The sequence below is a fragment of the Pseudoalteromonas phenolica genome, assembly GCF_044788725.1.
In the GTDB taxonomy this organism is placed as follows: Bacteria; Pseudomonadota; Gammaproteobacteria; order Enterobacterales; family Alteromonadaceae; genus Pseudoalteromonas; species Pseudoalteromonas phenolica_C.
Genome location: NZ_CP173161.1, coordinates 2,060,045 through 2,083,997, shown reverse-complemented (window position 1 = coordinate 2,083,997; position 23,953 = coordinate 2,060,045). Strand labels below are relative to the sequence as shown.

Here is a 23,953-nt window from a genome sequence, read left to right as displayed (position 1 = left end):
TAATTTTTACACACAGGTTGTTTACGAATTATGGTTACTACTATAATCCTAACACTGATAGCGATAGCTTTTGTGCTCATCGTTATAGAGGATATAATCCATGTAAACAAGGCCAAAACGACACTTTTTTTTGGTACTTTATGTTGGATTATCGCCTTTATCTCTCCAATTCATGGTCAAAGCCCGGAAAATGTACAACACGAGCTGAACCACAACATATTAGAGATAGCAACTTTATGGCTATTTTTAATGGCTACCATGACGTTTGTTGCATATCTAAACTCTAAAGGTTTTATACAAAATATCGTGCATCGTGTCATGCCTTCTCAAATAAGCGAACGTAAACTCATGTTCCTTGTAGGCATTGCCGCTTTTGTATTTTCATCCATTTCAGACAATATTACAGCAACATTGATTTCATTGGCTGTCGTGATGTCTCTGAAATTAGACCCTAAGAAGCTTATAAAGTATGCAACTTTAATCATTTTTAGTGTTAATTCAGGGGGAGTATCATTGATCACGGGCGACGTGACAACACTTATGATTTTTCTTGCTGATAAAGTAACCATTCCAGACTTGCTTTTATTAGTAGCACCAGCAATTTTTAGTGTCTTAATTTTGGCCAGCTTACTGTCGATAGGCATGAACGATGTCATTATTTTTGAGAAAGAGCAGTTTAGACGTATTGAAAAAACAGATGTAACTATTGCATGTATATTTGCATTTACGGTCTTCTCAACTTTATTCTTAAGTGTGGAGTATCAAGTACCTCCTTTGCTTACCATGTTGTTTGGTTTGTCTCTGATGTTCTTAGTCGCTCAGTTTTTAATGCGTAAAAAAGACGTCAACCGTAAAATAATTGATTATATTCGTGAAATTGAATACGACACTTTATTATTTTTCGTAGGAATTTTGCTTGTTGTAGGTGCACTTAAAGAAGTGGGCTTCCTTGTGAAATTTACTCAGTTATATGACTACCTACAGCCTGAATATGCGAACTACATTGTTGGCATTATGTCTGCTGCGGTCGATAACGTGCCTTTAACTGCGGCGCTTTTAAAAGCCGATATCACTATGTCTACACAGCAGTGGCTGATGTTTACTTACGCAACAGGTGTAGGTGGCTCTATGCTAATTATTGGCTCAGCAGCTGGTATTATTGCAATGAATAAGGTTAAAGCTCTTACATTCATGAGTTATCTGCGTATGTTCTTTTACCTTCTAATCGCTTATTCAATAGGATATGTTGGCGCTTATTACGCAGGGTCGATGGTTTAGATAATTTAAGTTCAAATTACTTAAATCATTACTTGACACCTAGACGTCTAAAAGTTACTTTTTAAAAGCCCGCTCAAACTTACGTTTGCGCGGGTTTTGTTTTGCTTAAGTTCAGCTTAACTTATGCAAAATAAACAGAAGAGGCGCGAAACTTAGGTAGCTGGTTTGAGGTGACGAATACCGAAGACAACCAGTGAGGGAAGTGTTCGCCGAGAAGAACATCAGTACGTCGCTGTTGTTTTTCGGTTTACGAGGCTGAATCCTCGGAACTGTCACCGATTTATGGTGGAGAGCTTCTGGCAATGAACATATCAATTCAATCAAATGTATTCTTGCCGAGTTCTCCTTATTGATGTTGAACACAACGTGTTCATAAAGGAGATAAAATGACTTCCCAGTTCACAGTTGCCAAGTTTGGTGGTACGAGTGTTGCCGATTTTGAAGCAATGCATCGCTGTGCACAAATTATTCATGATGATAATCAAGTACGTATTGTGGTGGTAAGTGCCAGTGCGGGTGTGACTAATCATTTAGTGACCTTAACCCAGCAAAAGGCTGACGCTACAGAGCGTAAAGCACTGGTTAAAGCTGTACTTGATATCCAGGATGCCATTTTAGAGAAACTAACATTAGATGCCGACTTAGCAACAGGCTTCTCTCAAACAATTAGCGAGTTTGAACAACTAGCTGATTTACCAGCACTAAGCGCACAGCAATGTGATGAAATGCTTAGTTTTGGTGAACGCTTATCATCTTTTTTGTTTACTCAAGTGCTACGTAACCTTGGGGTTGCTGCTGACAGGTTTGATGTGCGCCAAGTACTTAAAACTGATAACCAATTCGGTAAGGCGACACCTGACATCAATGCAACTGCAAGCGCAGCAGAGCAGCATTTAATGCCTCAAATTACTGACAAAGTTCTCGTAACACAAGGTTTTATTGGCAGTGATACGTATGGTCAGACAACAACACTAGGTCGAGGTGGTTCAGATTATAGTGCTGCGTTACTGGCTGAAGCGATAGGTGCACAAAGTGTACAGATCTGGACAGACGTAGTTGGTATATTCAGTACTGATCCACGTTTATGTAAAAAAGCGTCACCGATTGCTCGATTGAGCTTTGATGAAGCTGCTGAAATGGCTACTTTTGGCGCGAAAGTATTACACCCAGCAACCATTTTACCTGCAAGTCGCAGTGGCATTGCAGTGTTTGTTGGTTCTAGCCGTGAACCACAAGCCGGTGGAACTTGGATTGAGAAAGACACAAAATCACAAGCTGGAATAAGAGCCGTTACACAACGTAAGAATCAGATACTTTTAACATTAAAAAGTCCTGAAATGTTATTGGCGAGTGGCTTTTTAGCACGTATTTTTACCATTTTAAGTAAATATAATATTTCGGTAGATTTGGTAACGACTTCTGAGATCAGTGTTGCAATTACACTTGATAATGCGTTGAGTTCATCAAGACCAGAACTTGATCAAGCATGTTTAGAAGAGTTGAGTGAGTTTTGTCATGTAACCGTGGAAACAAATTTGACATTGGTTGCCTTGATTGGCTCTGAAATTCAGCTTCGGCAACATGAAGTGAATTTTATGAATGTATTAAAAGACTTTAATATTCGTCTAATTTGTCATGGTGCGAGCAAGCACAACTTATGCTTTTTAGTTGAGCAAAGTGAATCAGATAGCGTAGTGCAATCAATTCATGAGCAACTACTCGAAGCTTGTTGAGGCATTTGAGTAAACTGATTACTAAAAGTCGGTTAGTTGTAAAACTAACCGACTTTTTTATTTTTCTCTAACCGCATCATTTTGAAAGAGCCGTTCACAATCATAATGATGATTAACACAATAAATACGAATTGCTCAACAGGATTGATTGCTGATTCATTAAAAACGAGACGTAAAGTATCATTGATGATCAGGGTGCATAGTGTTGCAATAACACTAGAGACTATAAAAGACTTAGGCGCTTTTTTGCTGCTAGTAACATTCATAATTAAACCTGTTAAGCAGATAAAATAGCCGATAATTGATAGCGCACCTGGCACAAAGGCTGGTAATAAAGAAAACAAGACCAAGAAAAGGCCGAACCGTGGCAAAACCATAGATAACTCCTTGTTATTAACTCAACTACTTAATCAGTAAAAGGCATTTTATTCAAGCGAAATGCTCAGTTTTTAAGTGATACCAATCCTCTAAATTAAGCGTTTTATTTTGAGGCAAGAAAAACTTGCCGGTCACGAGGCGAAAAATTTACTATTTAGTTGTTCTAAAGAAGAAATTTTCAACGAAGTTAGAGTCAGTTTTAGTCCCTCAAAAAGATTTATTATTATTGAGGCTTGGGATGATCTATCGTTCAAGACTTTTTGCTATATGTTATTAAACGCAGTCTATTCGCAAAGTTGACTAACTTGCGTATAATCGTTGATCAACAATAATAAACATATAGATGTATAAATGGCTCAATTGCGCGATGGCTTTCAAAGTCGCTTAGGCTTTGTATTAGCAGCTGCTGGTGCAGCTGTTGGGCTTGGTAATATTTGGGGATTTCCCACACAAGCTGCAAACCACGGTGGTGGTGCATTTTTATTGGTGTACTTCATTGTTATTTTTCTTCTAGCTTTGCCTGCACTTTACACAGAATTGTATTTAGGGCATCAAGCTCAATCAAATCCAGTCAAAGCCTTAAAACAAGCTTGGCAAGAAAAGAGCCCATCTGTAGGTGCTGGTGCAGGGTATATAGGCCTGTTTGGCGCAATCGTAATGTTGAGTTTTTATTCAATTGTAGCAGGCTGGATGCTGGCTTTTTCTCTTGAGCCTATTATGAGCTTACTTGGTTTCGACGATATAGCTGAATTCTTGAAAGGTGATTCGACACTTCGAAACTTTATTTTTACGCCTCTAATGTTGTTATTGACAGCAAGTATTATTTTACAGGGCGTAAAATCAGGTATAGAGGCTTGGTCAAGACGGTTAATGCCATTATTACTGGTTTTACTAGTGGCTTTAATAGCTTATATGGCAACGTTAGAAGGGGCATCTGAAGGTTTTAAAGCTTATTTGGTACCTGACTTTTCGAAGGTAACCGATCCAGATTTAATCATTGCAGCAATGGGTCAAGCATTCTTCTCTCTTTCGTTAGGTGTGGGTTGTATGATGATTTATGGGTCATATTTAAAACCAACTGAAAACCTTCCTAAGTTAACTGCCAGTGTCGCATTACTAGATACTGGCGTTGCGTTCTTAGCAGGACTTTTAATCATTCCTGCAATATTTGTGGCGCAGCAAAATGGTGTAGAAGTGTTTCACGAAGGGAAATTGATTGGCGAAGGACGTTTGATCTTTGCCGTGCTCCCTGAGTTATTTGCCAATATGGGGCAAGTTGGTTTATTTGTCGGTTTAACTTTTTTTGTATTGATGTCGATCGCATCTTTAACATCGACGATTTCATCAACTGAGATCCCTGTATCCTTTTTAGTCGAAAATCATGGATTGAAACGAGCGAGTGCAACGATTTGGGTCACCATAGTCATTCTTTTAGCTTCGGGTTTAATTATTCTAAATTTTGATTGGCTATTTGGTTTAGTGATCAGTTTGTTTACTCAATATCAGCTACCATTAATGGGATTATTTTATTTCCTTACAGTTGGTTGGATGTGGAATAGAGGAAATAAGCTGTTACAAGCAACGAATGGTTTCCATTATTACTTTGCTCAGTATGTTCGTTTTGTCTGCCCAGTTTTAATGACGGCAGTATTCGTTAACGTTGCTTTGAAATAGACGAGAACAATATATCAAGCCCTGACAATTGTCGGGGCTTTTTCTTTGCTGTACCTGAATAAAATCAAGTCTCAATGATTCTAATATCAACCTTCAATAATACTCAATTTTTTTGATAGATTTAAACTGACGCTACCTGCGTAGAAAGTTTCTCAGTTAGAACAACTAATACCAATCCACAGTAATACTAAATTATTTCAAGGACTAAACTGACGTAAGCCTCGTTGAAAGCTCTTCATTTAGAACAACTAAATAGCAAAGTTTTAGCCTTGCCTACATGTAAGCCGGTACCACAGCGATAGTAGGACGCGTGAGGGGGCTATCGACAAGTTTTACTTGCCAAAAAATAGAACTCTTGATTAAGAGGATTAGCACGTGAGTTTTTCTAACTAAAAATAGATCATTCAACGAAAAGGGATTGCATGAAACCAATAGAGCAGCGTTACCGATAAGGTTAACAATAACTCCAACAATTGAAGGGCTTAATTAAAGTGAGAGTGTGGTAAGTAAATTCTAGATAAAAAAATAGCCAGTAAAAACTGGCTATTTATAAAATCAAAATTGAATTAGTTGCAGTAGTTATCTACAAAAGTTAAGTCATTGATATGCTCTGGTGCATCCATCACAAATGTAGCAACTGCAGTTTGTGGGTTTACAGTGTAAATCTTAGCGTTTTCGCCAGATACACGACCAGAAACATACAAGGTGCCTTCATCTGAAATAGCTAGACCTGATGCCCAATTGATACCGTGGTGACCGATCAAGGTTAATTCCATTGTGCTGTCATCAAGTGTATATAGAGACTTGCCAGTTAAAACATATAAGGTGTTATTGTCTGCAGAGTAAGCGATATCACCGTGAGAGAAAGAGTCGCCAGAATAACTAAGCTTACCTAATACAGTTTTTTCACCTGTTTGTACATTATAGTCATACATGTAAGTTTTACTGGTAGCGCGTAAAGATTGCCCATCAGCAGTTACTGCAGAGCGATAAATAGGCCATGAAGTAGCATCAGCTTCTGCGGTTTGAGTACCCGTTTCTAGATCTAAAGACCATAGTTTTGAAGCTTTGGTTTTTGAATCTAATTGTTCCATGAAATATAACTTACCATTATGGCTTGCGATATTTGACGCTGTATTTTGCGCACCAGCAACCACACTGTAAGTGTTTGTTTCAAGGTCAAACTTGTAAACATAACCAGTTTCTACGGCACCAAAGTTATTGATACCAAATACACCAGTATGACATGCTTGCTTTTTAACTACTGAAACGTTATCGATAAACGCACCTAGGCTATCGCTTGTGCCAGCACCTGTAAAACGTAACTCTGAGATGTCAGAATCAGCGGTAACTGTAATATTGAAAGACTGCCAACCACGAGATGTAGCATTAAGATTTAGAACAGTTTCACCATTCCACTTTACTTTTGCTTTGTTTGTTTTGTTGTTGCCATCAATACGAGGAGAGTAATAAAAAGATACCTCGTAGCTTTGACCTGCTTCGGTCGCAATGTTTTGATAAACACTGTAATTAGTAGTTGAGTCTAATTCAATGTACTGATTGCCGTCTTGTGCATTGATGATACCTAAGCTTGACGTTTGAATTTCAAACTTGGCACCTTGATTTTGCCATCCAGTGACTGAATTTAATAAAGTCCATTTTGAATTAACAACGTCCTGTTCGAAAGAGCCATTTGTAACTAAATTGTCAGCCATTGCAATTTGCGTTGCAAAAAGCGTCGACATTGCTAATAAAGATAACTTCATATAGTTGTTCTCCAAGTTCAAAAACTGCTTACAACAAACTTTGAAAGCAAAAAGTAGTCCTATTGTCGTACTTTGATGTGCCTTCGTCAACATTTTTTAAACATTCAAGTCAATAATTTGTTTTGTACAGTAATGTGTAAAAGTAAATAGTGTACTCAAGTAGATATAAGCAAGAGTGAAGCCAGGTATTAACTTTTTAGTTTGGTAATTTAAGGTAGGTGCGAGCACATTTATACAAGAAGTAAATGTGCTCTGAGATAAATATTAATTAATTTGCTCGGCTCATTGCTTCGAGCGCTAATTCGAGGGCATCTGTTCTCGATTGGCAGAAGGCATTTTCACCCAGCTTTTCTTTAATTTGAAAACGCTGTAATTGGTCAGATGTATCAGAGTTAGGTGAATAAATAAAAACTTTGCAGTCGGCATCTAAGGCATCAGTAATCGCATTCTCAAGTGCCAAACTCACTGTGACATCTAACATAGGCACATCACTTAAATCTAGCACCATGGCTTTATACTTACTGATGTCTCGGTGCTGACGAGCAATAGCTTTCGAAACACTGAAAATCATCGGACCTGATAAATAAAAATACAAGAGTTGACCATTTGCTTTCTCGAACAGAGATTGTTCTGATTCGCTCATGGGTACGTCATCATCAGAGTCACTGATGGCTTTTACTTGTTCTGATTGAACTCGACTTAAGCGTTCAATCACCATGATATTTGATATAAACACCCCTAAACCAACAGCTGCGATTAGGTCAACGAACACTGTTAGAAGCATTACACCATACATAATGGCCATTTGAGATATACTTAATTTATGTGCTCTTTGGATGAAACTCCAATCGAGAATATTGATACCAACATAAACGGCAATACCTGCTAAAACAGCTAATGGAATTGGTTCAGTTAGGCTACCAGCAACAAACACGACTGCCATTAAGATTAGTGCTCTAAATATACCCGCGAGAGGCGAACGAGCACCAACCTGTATATTCACAACAGTGCCCATTGTTGCACCAGCACCAGGTAATGCACCAAATAAACCTGAGATCATATTAGCTATGCCTTGACCTCTTAGCTCTTTATCTGAGTCGTGCTCTGTACGTGTAAGGCTGTCCCCAATTACTGCTGTGAGAAGAGTATCAATACAGCCAAGGGTACCAAGCACTAATGCGTCAATAACCATAGATTGAAATTGATCAGCTGTAAATGTTGGTATCACGATAGAAGGTAAACCACTGGGGATTTCACCGATTCTGCGGATGCTATCTAAATCAAAAATGATCACAGAAACTAAAGTGACAGCAACGAGTGCAACCAGTTGTGCAGGAACATATTGGCGATATTGCTTAGGAAAATAAAACAATATACCTAGGGTTGCAGCGCCTAATAATAATTCTGAGAATTGTACGTTGAGAAGTAATTGAGGAAGTTGGCTTAAAGTGCCTGTTACTCCACCTGATGGTGCTTGATGACCTAATAGGGGGGCAAGTTGCAATATAATAAGGATAACACCTATGCCTGACATAAATCCTGAAATAACAGAATAGGGCATTAAAGTGACATATTTACCGAGTTTCAGTGTACCGAGCAATATTTGAAATGCACCAGCCATCATAACAACAGTAAAGCCCATTGCGAGGCCTGATTCAGGATATTTTGCCATCATGGCGGTCAGCACTGCGGTCATAATAACCGTCATTGGACCAGTTGGCTCGGAAATCAGAGAAGTAGAACCACCAAATAAGGCAGCGAAGAGACCGACTAAAATTGCACCCCACATTCCTGCTTCAGCACCGGCTCCTGAAGCAACACCAAAGGCGAGGGCAAGCGGGAGAGATATTATGGCAGTGGTCACACCACCGAATAAATCACCCTTTAAATTCATATGCTTATATCGAGATAGAGATAACATAGAACTTCCATACCGCGAGATTTCACGCATTTTACACCAAAATTTCTTTTTAACTATCGGATTTACAAACTTTTTTACAAGTTAGTATTTATATAAGTGATGTTAGTTTGTGATAGTATGCATGCACGTGGAAAATGATAATAAATTTATTGCATATGTTTCAACCAGTTAGCCTTTTTGTTGGGCTGAGATATGCCAAGGCTAGTAAAGGAAATGCGTTTATTTCGTTTATTTCTTTTTTTTCTATTGCGGGCATTGCTTTAGGACTTATGTCCTTGATCACAGTTAGTTCTGTAATGAATGGATTCGAGCAAACATTGAAGAATGCCATGCTTGATATGATCCCACATGTACAAATAAAGCCTAAAAATGATGAAGTGACTACAGATTTTAAATCTCAATTATCTCAACTACCATCCGTTAAACGTGTTCAATCATATTTAACATCTGATGTAATTTTACAGACTAACGATGAGTTACTTGGGGTCCGTTTGCAGGGACTTTTTGACAATGGAACGAGTCTTTTAGAAAGTCATATAGAATCAGGCAGTGTCAAACAATTCCAAACAGAAAAATACCAATTGGCAATTAGCCGTTACTTGGCAAATACATTAAAAGTACAAATTGGTAGTCAAGTTCGCGTAATTATGCCAGAAGTGACCAGCTATTCACCCATGGGGAGAGTGCCTGCGCAAAGACTTTTTACGGTTGCCTTGATTTATAACTCTCGAAGTGAAGCTGATACACAAATTGCATTTGCCAATGGCGATAGTCTAGCAAGACTAATGAGGAAGAAGTCAGAAGAACAGCTTGATATTAGTGTTTCTCTTTATGATGCCTTTTCACTTGAACAATTTTATCTAGAGTTTGCTACTTTGGAATCCAAAAACTACGAAATAACAGATTGGAAAGTACAACAAGGCGCTTTATTTGCAGCCGTAGCAATGGAAAAAAGAGTCATGTCATTACTGCTTGGTTTAATTGTTTTAGTTGCGATTTTTAACATAATTTCTGGTCTTTCAATGATGGTCAAAGAAAAACAAGGAGAAGTGGCAATTTTACAAACTTTAGGCTTTACCCCTGTAATGATCTCAAAAGTATTTATGGTTCAAGGTCTTTATAACGGCTTAATTGGTACCGTGTTGGGATTAATTGGGGGAGTATTGTTAGCCCAATATATAAACGAAGTTATGTCGTTTTTTGGCTTGTCACTTTTAGGCGGAATGGCTTTGCCAGTTAAATTTGAAATAGTTGGATTAGTTGTTATGGCATCTTTAAGCATTTTATTAAGCTTTATTGCGACCCTTTATCCTGCAAAGGAAGCAGCGAAAGTTATGCCAGCTGAGGTTTTAAGATATGAGTAATTTAGTAATTGAATGTAATAGCTTAGGCAAAACTTACCAAGACGGTAAAAATGAAGTCGAAGTGCTTAAAGGAGTAAATCTCACTCTAAAACAAGGTGAAATGCTGGCAATTGTAGGTAGTTCAGGTTCAGGGAAAAGTACTTTGCTACATATATTGGGCACGCTTGATCAAGCAAGTACTGGATTTGCCAAAATTAAGGGTGTGAACGTTTCTGAATTAACTAGAAATCAGCAGGCTGAATTCAGAAATGAATATATGGGATTTATTTACCAATTCCATCACTTGTTGATGGAGTTTTCTGCTCTAGAAAATGTAGCTATGCCGTTATTGATCAGTGGAAAAAAAGCACCATCGGCACAAAAACAGGCTTTAGAGATGCTTGAAAAAGTTGGTTTAGGCCATAGGGCTCAGCATAAACCTTCTGAATTATCAGGTGGCGAGCGTCAACGAGTTGCAATTGCTAGAGCTTTAGTAACAAAACCAGCACTGGTTTTAGCTGATGAGCCTACAGGGAACTTGGATAAACAAAACGCCATAAAGATTTATGATTTACTCAACGAGCTAAATCAACAGTTACAAACTAGTTTTGTAATTGTTACACATGATTTAGAGCTCGCAGAGAAACTAGGTAGAACAGTTCAGCTTGATGATGGTGTTTTAACTGAGGTTAATCATGCTTAGTTTGTTACTGTCTAAACGCTTTAGTCAATCACGACAAAAAGGGTTTGCGTCAATATTGAATAAAGCTTCGACGATCGGCGTGCTTTTGGGCGTTAGTGTTTTAATCGTTGCCCTTTCGGTCATTAACGGTTTTGAAGAACAATTAGAAAATCGCCTTTTGTCAGTTGTATCTCATGTAACTTACGATGCACCCTATGAACCAATTAATGATTGGCAGACTAAAGTTACAATTTTGGAGCAACAAAAAGGGGTCGTTGCTGCTGCACCTGAAATAAATTTAACCGGTATGGTGCAATTCAAAGGTAAACTTAAAGCGGCGCAAATTAAAGGCATTGATGTAAAAGCTCACCAATTTGTGTCTAGTGTTGGTGAATTTGTCGAAGAGTTTGATTTTAGTAATTTACAACAAAACCAAGTTGTATTGGGCTCACAAATTGCAAACAGTTTAAACCTAAATCTAGGTGACACCTTCACATTGTTAATCGCCAACAAAAACTCAAAGTCACCCCTCGCTGCGCCAAAGCGGCTTAAAGTTACACTCGTTGGTTTGATCAAAATGGGTGGGCCAATTGACCAGTCTATGGCACTCATCAGCCTTGGCTCTTTACAATCAGTTCTTGAATTTAAATCAGATCAAGTGACGAGTCTCAGAGTAAAAGTTGCGGACGTATTTGAAGCGCATAATATCGCTATGTCAGCAGGACGCAGTTTGCCCGATTTGGTATATGTGAATAGTTGGTTCAGAACACAAGGCAGTTTATATCAAGACATACAAATGGTCAGAACGATTGTATTTTTGGTTGTGATTTTGATTATAGCAGTTGCCAGTTTCAATATTGTGTCCTCTATGGTAATGGAAGTTAAAGACAAGCAGTCAAATATCGCCATTTTAAAAACGATGGGTGCGAAAGATAGAACCATATTTGCTACATTTGCTTTTAAGGGAGTGGGTAATGCGTTAATCGGCTCTTTAATAGGCAGTACTTTGGGCGTCATTTTATCACTATATTTACCTGATATATTTGTATGGTTTTATGATGAGGGAACAACAAACCCATTATCTGGCGTTTATTTTGTTGAATTCTTACCGTCAAAGTTATTGTGGAGTGATATTGCAATCACTTTAAGTGTGACGGTCGTACTTGCTCTTTTGGCTAGTATTTATCCTGCTTGGCAGGCTACAAAAACAGATCCTGCCAAAGTGTTAGGAAATGGTTAAGGGATTTGGTATATCGTGCTTTGAACAGTTGACTTAGTGTTCTAAAGCCGTAAAGTGATGAAAAAAAATTGAGAAGTAAAATGACAGAAAAAAGCACACAACAAGTACAAATGACCGAAGAACAAGTCAATGCATGGCAAAGAGAGTGTTTAGATAACGCTCAAAAATACATAGCTGATAAAGGTATATTACCAGTTAGCATTATTGAAAAAGAGTGTCGAGTTCTACCTCCTCTATGTGCAGTTTGGAAAATTAAAGGTAATGACGGTAATACCTACTGGGTAATTACCGGCAGGTTGCCAACAGATGCCGTTCAAGCTGGTGCAGCAGACACAGCTAGGGACGTTATGCGACACTTTTCGCTACAATGGCAGCTGAAAGCGAATAGCATCATGGAAAACAAACCCGTTGATAAAACACAAGCTGATTTTGCCAACTTATTAGTTCATCGTGCACATGGTTTATATGAACTATTTGAAAAAGATGAGCTATGGGCTAATGAAGCATAGTAAAAGGCTCAGCACAAAACTCATTTACCGGGCAGCATAACTGCTGCCTTGGTATTCCTGCCTCCATAAAAACACAGCCTTTTTTACAAAAACCGTATTCAATAAAAGAAGGTACCTCATCTAACACTGAGTTGATAAAAATATTGCTCAACCCCTTTTCTTTAGCGATCACAACTAAATAATTCAGTATTGAGTAATACGCATCTTTATTTCTATGCTGACTTATAATTGCAACTCTACTAATTAGGCCATTAGGGCACAGTCTTCCGGTTCCAACTGGCGTATTAGAATCGTCGTATATAATTGCATGCTCAGATTGCTTATCAAGCGAGTCAAACTCAACTTTTTTTGGTAGGTTGAGCTCGTATACAAATACCTTTTCTCTCAGTTCGGTCAACAATGTTTGTTGTTCAAACCAGTTAACCTTTGATACATGGTAAACCATGTTCCCTCCAGTAAGATTCAAATCAAATGTGCAAGCCTGAGCGCTCAAAAGTAAGTTTGCTAGGCTTTGCTTGCACATGGGAGATTTTTATTCTTCCTCTAGGATATAATAAAAGCCTTCATTAATAAGCTTAGTTAACATTTCGGCAAACTCCAAACATTCTAGTGACGAGATTATCTCGTCAGCATCAAAGCTTGTTTTATCTGTGAGAAATTTAACTGCACTTAATGTATTGAAAGGTAATTGAAAACTTTCATTGTTAACACTGAGAAGTAAGCAATCTTCTAGATTTTGGAAAAAGGTTCTAACACCGCCAGCTCTGTTAATTACTTGTGATGATAAGTAGTTAGCTAACTCATCTGATGAGATTGGTTCATCTAATGGCAGTAAATCCATATCATGCTTTGGCTGGCTTAAATAATTGCCAAGCCAACGTTTAATAACATCTTTGTCTTGAATTGCATTTAGCATTAAGTTTTGGATCTGCTCGACTTCATCGTTTTTGAGTTCACCAGATGACTCTCTGAGTGTAAGTGTTTTGTCAGAATAGCGTGTTTTTCCGAGCTCATTATCAATTAAGTAATCGGCAAAATTACTTAAGAAATCTTTGGTGTCTGGCGCTCTGAAGCCAACAGAGTAGTTTAATGCATTCTCAACGGCATAGCCTTCATGCGGGCAGCCCGGTGGAATATAAAGGATATCTCCGGGTTCAAGGACCTCGTCAATGATTGCATTGAATTGCTCAACTTGTAGGAGACTCTTATTTTGTGCAAACTCTTTTAGGTTTGCGTCAGGCATACCCACTCGCCAATGTCTTTTACCTTCACCTTGAATTATGAACACATCATACTGATCAAGGTGAGGGCCAACACCGCCGCCAGGCGTTGAATAGCTTATCATTAAGTCATCAATTCGCCAGTTAGGAATGAATCGAAATGGCTCTAACAATTCAGCAGCAACAGGGTGCCAATGGTCCACAGCTTGAACAAGTAGGGTACTATTTGTTTCTGTTAATAGTGAAAAGTCTTCAAATGGGCCATGGTAAGACTCCCACTTATTGTCATGGTTTGTGATAAGACGAGACTCAATGTCATCTTCCATGGCAAGACCCGCTAACTCTTCAGGCTCAATCGGATCTTCGAAATCAGCAAAACCACCTTTGATTAATAACGGCTTTTTTTGCCAATACTCTTTTAGAAATTCGGCGTGAGTTAATGCGTTAATTTTTAAATCAAACATATTTTTTCCATAAAAAAAGCGAAAGGAAACCCTTTCGCTTTATAAACTAAATTTGTGTGTAATTACACTAATTCGTCAATGAATGCTTCAGCACGGCCAATGTAGTTAGCCGGTGTCATTAGCTTCATTTCAGCTTTTACAGCATCAGGTAATTCTAAACCATCAATGAAATCAGCCATGATTTCTTGGTTTACACGCTTACCACGCGTTAGCTCTTTAAGCTTCTCGTAAGGCTTTTCGATACCGTATTTACGCATAACTGTTTGAATTGGTTCTGCAAGCAGTTCCCAGTTTTGATCTAGCTCTTCTAGAAGACGATCAGCATTTACTTCTAATTTGCTTACACCTTTTAATGTTGCTTGGTACGCAATCAGTGTATAGCCCATACCAACGCCAAGGTTACGAAGAACTGTTGAGTCAGTTAGGTCACGTTGCCAGCGAGATACTGGAAGTTTTTGCGCCAGGTGTGCAAAAATTGCGTTAGCTAGACCTAGGTTACCTTCTGAGTTTTCAAAGTCGATAGGGTTAACTTTGTGTGGCATAGTTGACGAACCAATCTCACCAGCAACTGTTTTTTGCTTGAAGTGGTTTAGTGCAATGTAACCCCAAACGTCACGGTCGAAGTCTAATAAGATCGTGTTGAAACGTGCGATTGCATCGAATAGCTCAGCAATGTAATCGTGTGGTTCGATTTGCGTTGTGAATGCATTCCAAGTTAAGCCAAGGCTAGTTACGAATTGCTCTGCATGTGCATGCCAATCGTAATCAGGGTACGCGCTCAAATGAGCATTGTAGTTACCTACAGCACCATTGATTTTGCCTAGTAATTCTACGTTTGCGATTTGCTGACGTTGACGTTGTAAACGAACATACACGTTTGCAAACTCTTTACCCATAGTTGAAGGAGAAGCTGGCTGACCGTGTGTACGAGTCATCATAGGTACGCTTTTGTACTCAACTGCTTTTGCTTTGATTGCTGCAAGTAGCTCATCACAATATGGTAAAAGTACTTTGTCACGCGCTTCTGCTAACATTAAACCGTGAGAAAGGTTATTGATGTCTTCAGATGTACATGCAAAGTGAATGAATTCATTGATTGCATTTAATTCTGCATTATCTGCAACTTTCTCTTTTAGAAGATACTCAACCGCTTTAACGTCATGGTTCGTTGTGCGCTCGATTTCTTTAACGCGCGCAGCATCTGCTTCGCTAAAGTTGTCAACAATGCTGTCTAAAAGCGCATTTGCTTCGTCACTGAAAGCTGGTACTTCATCAATACCTTGTGCTTTAGCTAGGGCTTGTAACCAACGTACTTCAACAGTTACGCGGTACTTGATAAGGCCGAACTCACTGAAAATGCCACGCAATTCAGTAGTTTTACTACCATAGCGGCCATCCACTGGAGAGATAGCGGTTAACGCTGAAAGCTCCATAATTTCTCCTAAACTAATTGGTTTGTTTGAACGATTTCTTTAAATACTGTTTTTCGCGATTTCGATAATTTTCTTTTTACCAAAGAAAAATTGACGTCGCCTACCACCAAGTTGGCGCCAAAGCACGGCACTACGTATGCCTGCTAATAAAAGCGCTCGGATCTTATGTTGGTAACTTGGTTGTTTTAATAAATCTGGTTGACCAAATACTTGAATTTTTTGCCCAAGGGGGCTCAGTACTTGGCTGTAGATATCAGCAAAAGCAGCAACTATGGTGCTGTCGCAAATATGAAAGTGTAATAGTTGTCTTTCAACTTGATTCAAGCGGCTTGCCAGCTCATCTAACGCTTTGGGGTTAGCTGAAAGTGCACGTTCTAATTGCATCAAACTGCCAACATATTTAACCAACTCAACATCTTTTTCGCCTTCAGGAGAGAGTTGTTGAATAAGCGTTTTATAACCGTCTTTTATCACCCATTTGTCGTCATAAACGTCTTCTGGGTGAGCAGGGCTCAGGTTAACGATACTTTTTAAAAAAGTACTCACTTCGGCTTCATTAAACTGGCCGTATTTTGCTGTTTTTTGAACAAGTTTGCTGATCTGGCACATGGCCGCCAGCGGTAAAACATAACTTGTTGACATTATTTGATCACCGAGTCGATGATACCACCGCCTAAGCAGACGTCTTCAGCATAAAACACAGCTGATTGACCAGGGGTTACTGCTTTTTGAGGCTCATCAAATAAAACCCTTGCCATCCCGTCTTCACCAACTAGTAAAGTACATGGAATGTCAGTTTGTCTGTAACGAGTTTTTACTGTGCAACGAGTTGTACCTTTAGGGCCGACACGGTCAACCCAGTGTAGTTGATTTGCGTTAAGGCCGTTACTAAATAGGCGAGGGTGGTTTTTGCCTTGGCCAACAATTAATACGTTACGCTCTACGTCTTTATCAACTACATACCAAGGCTCGCCACTGCCTTCTTTCATACCACCAATTAATAGGCCTTTTCTCTGACCAAGGGTGTGGTACATTAAACCTTCATGTTCACCCACTTCATGGCCGTCAGTGTCTTCAATTTTACCTGGTTGCGCGGGTAAGAATTTTTGCAAGAAGTCTTTGAACTTACGCTCACCAATAAAGCAGATACCGGTACTGTCTTTTTTGTCGTGAGTAATTAACCCTTGCTCTTCAGCAATACGACGTACTTCAGGCTTTTCTACTTGGCCTACCGGGAATAGGGTTTGAGCAATATGCTCATGGCTAAGTGTATAGAGGAAGTAGCTTTGATCTTTGTTGTCATCAAGACCACGTTGCATCACAAACTTGCCATCACGCTCTTCACGACGAACATAGTGACCAGTTGCAATGTAATCTGCACCAAGAGCTTGTGCAGCGAATTCTAGGAAAGCTTTGAATTTAATTTCTTTGTTACACATGATGTCTGGGTTTGGCGTGCGGCCAGCTTTGTATTCCTCTAAGAAATACTCAAATACGTTGTCCCAGTACTCAGCGGCAAAGTTGACGGTATGAAGTTCAATACCTAACTTATCGCAGACAGCTTGTGCATCTTTAAGATCTTCAGCAGCAGCACAATATTCGTCATTGTCATCTTCTTCCCAGTTCTTCATGAACAGGCCTTCTACCTGATAGCCATGTTGTTTTAATAAGTAAGCTGAAACTGAAGAATCTACACCGCCGGACATACCAACGATGACTTTAATCTGACTATTATCGCTCATATTTTTTGCTGTTAATCTCTATGATTTTGAAAGGCGTGAGTATAGCACGATATTTTAAGAGGCTGAATCCCAAGTTGGTGTTTAACGCTAAAGCACTTTATATTCGCCATTATGAATGCCATCAAGAGTGTATTTTCCAATACGATAGCGGATTAAACGAAGTGTAGGGTGTCCAATATGGGCTGTCATTCTGCGAACCTGGCGGTTTTTTCCTTCAGAAATGGTGATTTCGAGCCAAGTAGTAGGAATATTTTTGCGCTCGCGAATTGGAGGATTACGAGGCCAAATATTTGGTTCGTTAATTATTCTGACTTTTGCAGGCTTAGTAAGGCCATCTTTTAATTCGACGCCTTTATTCAGTGCATAAATTGACTCATCGCTTGGCACACCCTCTACTTGCACCCAGTAGGTTTTATCTGTGTCTTTTTTCGGATTTGTCAGAGTGTGTTGTAATTTTCCGCAATTTGTTAAAAGTAACAACCCTTCGCTGTCTCGGTCTAATCTACCTGCAGCGTATACACCTTTTTCTTTAACAAAGTCTGCCAAAGTTGCACGGTTTTGATCATCGGTGAACTGGCAAAGCACATCAAAAGGTTTATTAAACAGGACAATTTTAACTTGATCTGCAGGAAGCGCTTCTTTGACCACGCGTTTTTTATTAAATGGCTTTTTGTTATGAGGTTTTTTTTGGAATGTTTTGTTATTGCGGTTAGGGGCGCGATTTTGCATTGGTTATAAGAGGTAAAAACATTGATGTGTGCATAATAACAAATTATACCTTTGCTACTAAGTAAAATACCTATAAAAAAGGGCATCAAACGATGCCCTTAATCATTCAAATTAGTATTAAGCTAGTTTCGCTAACACTGCATTGAAAGTTTCACTAGGGCGCATAGCAGCAAAAGCAAGCTCGTCATTTGGCTGGAAATAACCGCCAACATCTTTGCTTACGCCTTGCGCTGCGTTAAGTTCTTCAACAATTGTTTGCTCTTGCGCTGTTAACTCTTCAGCGATTGGCGCGAACAACGCTTGTAGTTCAGCATCGTCTGATTGAGCTGCAAGAGCTTGTGCCCAGTACAGAGATAGGTAGAAGTGGCTACCACGGTTATCAAGTTCGTTTACTTTACGAGACGGTGACTTGTTTTCATCTAGGAATTTACCAGTCGCTGCGTCTAGTGTATCAGCAAGCACTTGTGCTTTAGCATTACCATTCACTTGGCTTAAGTGCTCTAGTGATGCCGCAAGTGCTAGGAACTCACCTAAAGAATCCCAACGTAAGTGGTTTTCTTTTTCGAACTGTTGAACGTGCTTAGGTGCAGAACCACCAGCACCTGTTTCGAATAAGCCACCACCGTTCATTAGAGGAACGATTGAAAGCATTTTCGCACTTGTGCCCAGTTCAAGAATTGGGAATAAGTCAGTTAGGTAGTCACGTAATACGTTACCTGTTACTGAAATCGTATCTTGACCGTCTTTCATGCGAGCAAGAGAGTATTCTGTTGCTTCAACTGGTGCTTTGATAAGAATTTCAAGGCCCGCAGTGTCATGATCAGCTAGATATGTGTTTACTTTCTTGATTAGTTGCGCATCGTGAGCACGGTTTTCGTCTAACCAGAAAACAGCAGGTGTGTTTGTAGCGCGAGCACGGTTAACAGCAAGTTTTACCCAATCTTTGATTGGCGCATCTTTAACCTGACACATACGCCAGATATCACCTTCTGCAACATCATGTTGAAGAAGCACGTTACCGTCAGTATCTACAACACGGATAGTACCAGAAGAAGCCGCTTCAAATGTCTTATCGTGAGAACCATATTCTTCTGCTTTTTGAGCCATTAGACCAACGTTAGGAATTGTACCCATAGTACGAGGGTCGAAAGCACCATTTTTCTTACAGAAGTCGATAGTTGCTTGGTAAACACCAGAGTAACAACGATCTGGAATAACGAAGCTAGTGTCTTGTTGCTTACCTTCAGCATTCCACATCTGACCGCTTGTACGAATAGCAGCAGGCATAGATGCATCGATGATCACATCACTTGGTACATGTAGGTTTGTGATACCACGATCAGAATCAACCATAGCAATGCTAGGGCGCTCAGCGTATACCGCTTGAATGTCAGCTTCAACTTCAGCACGTTTTGCATCGTCTAATTGCGCGATTTTAGCGTAAACGTCGCCAAGACCATTGTTAACATCAACACCTAGCTCTTCAAATAATGCGCCATGTTTAGCAAATACATCTTTGTAGAATACTTTTACAGCGTGACCAAAGATGATTGGATCAGACACTTTCATCATCGTAGCTTTCATATGTAGAGAGAAAAGTACGCCTTTCTCTTTAGCTGCATTGATTTCTTGTTCTAGGAAAGCTTGTAAGTCAGCCGCACGCATGCGAGATGCATCGATGATTTCTCCAGCAAGTAGAGGTGTGCTTGCTTTAAGTACAGTAACGTCGCCATTTTCTGCAACATGCTCGATGCGAACGTCAGTAGCATTTTCTACAGTTGTTGATTGCTCAGAACCAAAGAAGTCACCATCAGTCATGCTAGCAACGTATGATTGTGAGTCTGCAGCCCATGCACCCATTGAATGTGGGTTTTTACGCGCATATGCTTTTACAGAAGCAGGTGCACGACGGTCAGAGTTACCTTCACGTAAAACAGGGTTTACTGCAGAACCTTTGATTTTGTCGTAAGTTGCTTTAATTGCAGCTTCTTCGTCTGATTTTGGTTCTTCAGGGTAGTTAGGTAATGCGTAACCTTTTTCTTGAAGCTCTTTGATTGTCGCTTTTAATTGAGGTACAGAGGCAGAGATATTTGGAAGCTTGATGATATTTGCTTCTGGTGTTTTAGCTAATTCGCCTAGCTCTGCAAGTGCATCGCCAATGCGCTGCTCTTCAGTTAAAAACTCAGGGAAGTTTGCAATTACACGACCTGCAAGTGAAATATCACGAGTTTCAACTTCAACGCCTGCAGCATTAGTGTAAGCTTGAATGATTGGAAGCAGCGAGTATGTTGCTAATGCCGGTGCTTCATCAGTTTTTGTATATATAATTTTAGATGTCATTATCATTCCTAGATCAGGGGCACAGAGTGCCTATCAAAACGCAATGGGAATGCTATGTTGCCTAAGGCAACTGTATATAGCAAGTTTGATAGTTATAACTACTCTAAAAGTCTATATGCACCATTGGCGGTGATATCTTAAAGGTTAATCAAAATAATTGGGTAAACCTAAATAGGCATAACTAACAAGCCTGAAAACAGACACTAGTTTAACAAGCAATTTATATATGGGCTAATTTAAAAATTTAAAGTGGAGAAGATAAATAAAATGAAAGGGGGTGAAGCGAGTTAAAACCCGCTTTATTAATAAGATAATAACATCAAGCGAGTTCAGTCTCTCTAGGAGCGATGTTCGTTGCATGAAGTCCTTTAGGACCTTGTTGCAACTCGAAGGTTACATCTTGACCGGCTTTAAGTGTTTTGTATCCATCCATCACAATCGTTGAGTAATGGGCGAAGATATCTTCTTCACTGCCGTCTTCTACGATGAAACCAAACCCTTTGGCGTTATTGAACCATTTGACTTTTCCGCAAGCCATACTTCCACATCCTTCTATAAGTTGACTAATTTAGTTAATCTAAACTTTATAATTTGCTAGACTGCCCATAGATTAGACAATCTAATAACGACTGTAGTTTAAATGAGCAATCAGTCAAGGCTTTTAGACAAATTTTTAACAAAAAATTTATTTTTTCAATTCAAGTTTGCTTGAGTTAACAACACAAGACTATATTTTATTATGAGTGGTATTAAAGATTCTGGTGTAATCGATACAGTTAGAGAGAAGCAAAAGCAAAAGCTAAGCCCACCTCGAAAGTATAAAGTCATTTTAAATAATGATGATTACACTCCAATGGACTTTGTAATCGAAGTATTAATGACGTTTTTTAATATGGACAGCGAAAAAGCAACTGACGTGATGCTGCGCGTGCATCACGAGGGAAAGGCAGTATGTGGCTTGTATCCTTCAGATATTGCACATACTAAGGCGGAACAAGTAAATCGTTACGCTCGCGACCATGAACATCCACTGCTATGTAGTTGTGAGCAGGAATAACCGATATAAATCTCGTTTGGGGGTTGCTTATGCTAAACAAAGATCTTGAAATTACCTTAAATGCAGCGTTTCGTGAGGCAAGAACACGTCGTCACGAATTTATGACTGTTGAGCATTTATTACTTGCATTAATAGATAACCCATCAGCTGGAGAGGCGCTCGGCGCATGCGGTGTTGATACAGAAACGCTTAAACGTGAGCTTTCTGAGTTTATAGATGAAACAACACCTCTACTCCCAGAAACTGAAAATGATAGAGAAACTCAGCCTACTCTGGGCTTTCAGCGCGTTTTACAAAGAGCTGTATTCCATGTTCAATCATCTGGTCGCACTGAAGTTACAGGTGTCAATGTATTAGTCGCGATTTTTTCTGAACAGGAAAGCCAAGCTGTTTATCTACTGAAAAAAAGTGATATTAGCCGCTTAGACATAGTGAACTTCATTTCTCACGGTGTGGCTAAGTCAGATGACGAGCATCACGAAGATGACCATGAAGACATCAATAGTGATGACTCAAATGACATCCAAGGTGAAGAGAAGACTAAACTTGAAAACTTCACAACTAACCTGAACGCAATGGCTCAAGCGGGCCAGTTAGACCCATTAGTAGGTCGAGATCAAGAAGTAGAACGTACAGTACAGGTTCTATGTCGTCGTAAAAAGAATAACCCTTTACTTGTAGGCGAAGCTGGTGTCGGTAAAACCGCGATTGCAGAAGGGCTTGCCTATAGAATCGTTAATGAGCAAGTACCTGATGTGATTGCCGATGCGGTTGTCTATTCACTCGATATGGGCGCTTTGTTAGCAGGCACTAAATATCGCGGTGATTTTGAAAAGCGTTTTAAAGCCCTTTTAAAAGAGCTACAAGCAAAACCACATTCAATTCTGTTTATTGATGAGATCCATACAATTATCGGTGCAGGTGCTGCGTCAGGTGGCGTAATGGATGCCTCTAATCTGATTAAACCATTACTATCTAGTGGTCAATTAAGATGTATGGGCTCGACAACTTATAACGAATTCAAAAATATTTTTGAAAAAGACAGAGCCCTCGTGCGTCGCTTCCAAAAGATAGATGTGCTCGAGCCAAGTGTTGAAGATACCACAAAGATCCTAATGGGTTTGAAAGACCGTTACGAAGATCACCATGGTATTCGTTATACTCAAAAAGCACTTCGTGCAGCAGCAGAATTGAGTGCTAAATATATCAACGAGCGCCACTTACCAGACAAAGCCATTGATGTGATAGATGAAGCGGGCGCAAACCAACGTTTGCTGCCAGCATCTAAGCGCAAGAAAACCATCAATGTTGCTGACATTGAGCAGATTGTATCTAAGATTGCGCGTATTCCTCAGCAGAGTGTATCTTCAAGCGATAAAGAAACACTCAAAAACTTAGATAGAAACTTAAAAATGTTGGTGTTTGGTCAAGACCAATCTATTGATGCATTAACATCTGCAATTAGATTGTCTCGCTCAGGACTTTCGAATGAAGACAAACCAATTGGTTCTTTCTTGTTTGCAGGCCCAACCGGTGTTGGTAAAACTGAAGTTACAAAGCAACTTGCAAAATGTATGGGCGTCGAATTCATTCGTTTTGATATGTCAGAGTACTCTGAACGTCATGCGGTTAGCCGCTTAATTGGCGCGCCTCCTGGCTACGTAGGTTATGAGCAGGGCGGTTTGCTAACTGATTCCGTGATTAAGCACCCACATGCTGTTGTGCTACTGGACGAGATTGAAAAAGCGCACCCAGATATTTACAACATTTTGCTACAAGTTATGGATCACGGTACGTTGACAGACAACAATGGTCGCAAAGCAGACTTTAGAAACGTTGTACTTGTCATGACCACGAATGCGGGTGTTCAAGAAACCATTCGTCAGTCAATTGGATTCGCGCAGCAAGATCATTCGCACGATGCGATGGTTGAGATTAATAAGGTGTTCACACCAGAATTTAGAAACCGCTTAGACAATATCATTTGGTTTAACCATTTAGATAAAGAGGTTATTTTACAAGTTGTAGATAAATTCTTAGTTGAACTTCAAGCGCAACTTGACCGTAAATCTGTGAACCTTGAGCTGACAGCAGCGGCTAGAGAATGGTTAGCTGATCTAGGCTACGACAAGGCAATGGGCGCTAGACCAATGTCACGAGTTATTCAAGAGCAATTGAAAAAGCCACTTGCAAATGAAATCTTGTTTGGAAAATTAGCCGAAGGTGGCACAGTTAAAGTGGGCCTGAAGAGTAATAAACTTAACTTCCAATTTGATGTTGAAATGGCGGAAGCTTAAAGGTGAGAAGGTGTAAACCCACCTTCCATGAGACCATTAAAAAAGCCTAGCTTAGCTAGGCTTTTTTATTTAACACATCGAATGAAATCACACTGATGAGTTAAAGGTAAAACGAATGAACTTAACCAATACGCTTTACAATCACGG

Annotated in this window: 20 protein-coding genes and 1 riboswitch; of the genes, 9 read left to right on the top strand and 11 right to left on the bottom strand. The window is 39.5% G+C overall.

Annotated elements, in window-relative coordinates; translation table 11 throughout:
* Positions 1-30 precede the first annotated feature (30 nt).
* Together nhaD and lysC are read left to right on the top strand one after the other, a co-directional pair.
* Complete coding sequence (nhaD, locus tag ACH784_RS09445; protein ID WP_404389586.1) at positions 31-1,278, top strand: sodium:proton antiporter NhaD; 1,248 nt, start codon at positions 31-33, stop codon at positions 1,276-1,278.
* Positions 1,279-1,408: 130 nt separating this feature from the next.
* Positions 1,409-1,582, top strand: a riboswitch (Lysine riboswitch).
* Between the two features lie 82 nt (positions 1,583-1,664).
* On the top strand, positions 1,665-3,011 hold the full coding sequence (gene lysC, locus ACH784_RS09440) for a lysine-sensitive aspartokinase 3 (protein WP_404389584.1): 1,347 nt from the start codon (positions 1,665-1,667) through the stop codon (positions 3,009-3,011).
* Positions 3,012-3,055: 44 nt separating this feature from the next.
* Here lysC and ACH784_RS09435 read toward each other — a convergent pair whose 3' ends face one another.
* Complete coding sequence (locus ACH784_RS09435; protein ID WP_404389582.1) at positions 3,056-3,388, bottom strand: hypothetical protein; 333 nt, start codon at positions 3,386-3,388, stop codon at positions 3,056-3,058.
* A 352-nt stretch (positions 3,389-3,740) separates the two neighbouring features.
* Here ACH784_RS09435 and ACH784_RS09430 point away from each other — a divergent pair, with 352 nt between their 5' ends.
* Positions 3,741-5,063, top strand: coding sequence for a sodium-dependent transporter (locus tag ACH784_RS09430; protein ID WP_404389580.1), 1,323 nt, complete (start codon positions 3,741-3,743; stop codon positions 5,061-5,063).
* A gap of 566 nt (positions 5,064-5,629) precedes the next feature.
* Here ACH784_RS09430 and ACH784_RS09425 read toward each other — a convergent pair.
* Together ACH784_RS09425 and ACH784_RS09420 are read right to left on the bottom strand one after the other, a co-directional pair.
* Complete coding sequence (locus ACH784_RS09425; RefSeq protein ID WP_404389578.1) at positions 5,630-6,829, bottom strand: DUF642 domain-containing protein; 1,200 nt, start codon at positions 6,827-6,829, stop codon at positions 5,630-5,632.
* A gap of 268 nt (positions 6,830-7,097) precedes the next feature.
* Complete coding sequence (locus ACH784_RS09420; RefSeq protein WP_404389576.1) at positions 7,098-8,750, bottom strand: SulP family inorganic anion transporter; 1,653 nt, start codon at positions 8,748-8,750, stop codon at positions 7,098-7,100.
* 155 nt (positions 8,751-8,905) lie between these two features.
* On the opposite strand from ACH784_RS09420, the gene ACH784_RS09415 reads away from it, so the two are divergent.
* From ACH784_RS09415 to ACH784_RS09400, 4 genes are all read left to right on the top strand, one after another.
* On the top strand, positions 8,906-10,114 hold the full coding sequence (locus tag ACH784_RS09415) for a lipoprotein-releasing ABC transporter permease subunit (protein ID WP_404395237.1): 1,209 nt from the start codon (positions 8,906-8,908) through the stop codon (positions 10,112-10,114).
* Positions 10,107-10,796 (top strand): lipoprotein-releasing ABC transporter ATP-binding protein LolD, encoded by a 690-nt coding sequence (gene lolD, locus ACH784_RS09410; protein ID WP_404389574.1) that lies wholly within the window; start codon positions 10,107-10,109, stop codon positions 10,794-10,796. Before ACH784_RS09415 ends, lolD begins: the two co-directional genes overlap by 8 nt.
* Positions 10,786-12,015, top strand: coding sequence for a lipoprotein-releasing ABC transporter permease subunit (locus ACH784_RS09405; protein WP_404395236.1), 1,230 nt, complete (start codon positions 10,786-10,788; stop codon positions 12,013-12,015). The genes lolD and ACH784_RS09405 overlap by 11 nt, the downstream gene beginning before the upstream one ends.
* Positions 12,016-12,095: 80 nt before the next feature.
* Positions 12,096-12,524 (top strand): DUF4826 family protein, encoded by a 429-nt coding sequence (locus ACH784_RS09400; RefSeq protein ID WP_404389572.1) that lies wholly within the window; start codon positions 12,096-12,098, stop codon positions 12,522-12,524.
* Here the strand turns inward: ACH784_RS09400 and ACH784_RS09395 are convergent.
* The 8 genes from ACH784_RS09395 to cspD form a co-directional block, all read right to left on the bottom strand.
* Entirely contained in the window at positions 12,511-12,969 is a 459-nt protein-coding gene (locus tag ACH784_RS09395) for a GNAT family N-acetyltransferase (RefSeq protein ID WP_404389570.1), read from the bottom strand. The two genes, ACH784_RS09400 and ACH784_RS09395, sit on opposite strands and share 14 nt — an antisense overlap.
* 87 nt (positions 12,970-13,056) lie before the next feature.
* Entirely contained in the window at positions 13,057-14,208 is a 1,152-nt protein-coding gene (locus tag ACH784_RS09390; protein WP_404389568.1) for a JmjC domain-containing protein, read from the bottom strand.
* 62 nt (positions 14,209-14,270) lie between these two features.
* Complete coding sequence (purB, locus tag ACH784_RS09385) at positions 14,271-15,641, bottom strand: adenylosuccinate lyase (RefSeq protein WP_404389566.1); 1,371 nt, start codon at positions 15,639-15,641, stop codon at positions 14,271-14,273.
* Between the two features lie 39 nt (positions 15,642-15,680).
* Positions 15,681-16,283 (bottom strand): high frequency lysogenization protein HflD, encoded by a 603-nt coding sequence (hflD, locus tag ACH784_RS09380; RefSeq protein ID WP_404389564.1) that lies wholly within the window; start codon positions 16,281-16,283, stop codon positions 15,681-15,683.
* Positions 16,283-17,383, bottom strand: a complete 1,101-nt coding sequence (gene mnmA, locus ACH784_RS09375) for a tRNA 2-thiouridine(34) synthase MnmA (protein WP_404389562.1) — start codon at positions 17,381-17,383, stop codon at positions 16,283-16,285. Before mnmA ends, hflD begins: the two co-directional genes overlap by 1 nt.
* 87 nt (positions 17,384-17,470) lie before the next feature.
* The gene (locus ACH784_RS09370; protein WP_404389560.1) at positions 17,471-18,112 is read right to left on the bottom strand and encodes a pseudouridine synthase; all 642 of its coding nucleotides are present in this window, start codon (positions 18,110-18,112) and stop codon (positions 17,471-17,473) included.
* A 117-nt stretch (positions 18,113-18,229) separates the two neighbouring features.
* On the bottom strand, positions 18,230-20,452 hold the full coding sequence (locus ACH784_RS09365; RefSeq protein WP_404389558.1) for an NADP-dependent isocitrate dehydrogenase: 2,223 nt from the start codon (positions 20,450-20,452) through the stop codon (positions 18,230-18,232).
* Between the two features lie 319 nt (positions 20,453-20,771).
* Positions 20,772-20,990, bottom strand: a complete 219-nt coding sequence (gene cspD / locus ACH784_RS09360; RefSeq protein WP_138482390.1) for a cold shock domain-containing protein CspD — start codon at positions 20,988-20,990, stop codon at positions 20,772-20,774.
* Between the two features lie 201 nt (positions 20,991-21,191).
* Between cspD and clpS the strand changes: the two genes are divergently transcribed.
* Entirely contained in the window at positions 21,192-21,509 is a 318-nt protein-coding gene (clpS, locus tag ACH784_RS09355) for an ATP-dependent Clp protease adapter ClpS (protein WP_138482388.1), read from the top strand.
* A 29-nt stretch (positions 21,510-21,538) separates the two neighbouring features.
* The gene (clpA, locus tag ACH784_RS09350) at positions 21,539-23,806 is read left to right on the top strand and encodes an ATP-dependent Clp protease ATP-binding subunit ClpA (protein ID WP_404389555.1); all 2,268 of its coding nucleotides are present in this window, start codon (positions 21,539-21,541) and stop codon (positions 23,804-23,806) included.
* Positions 23,807-23,953: the final 147 nt, after the last annotated feature.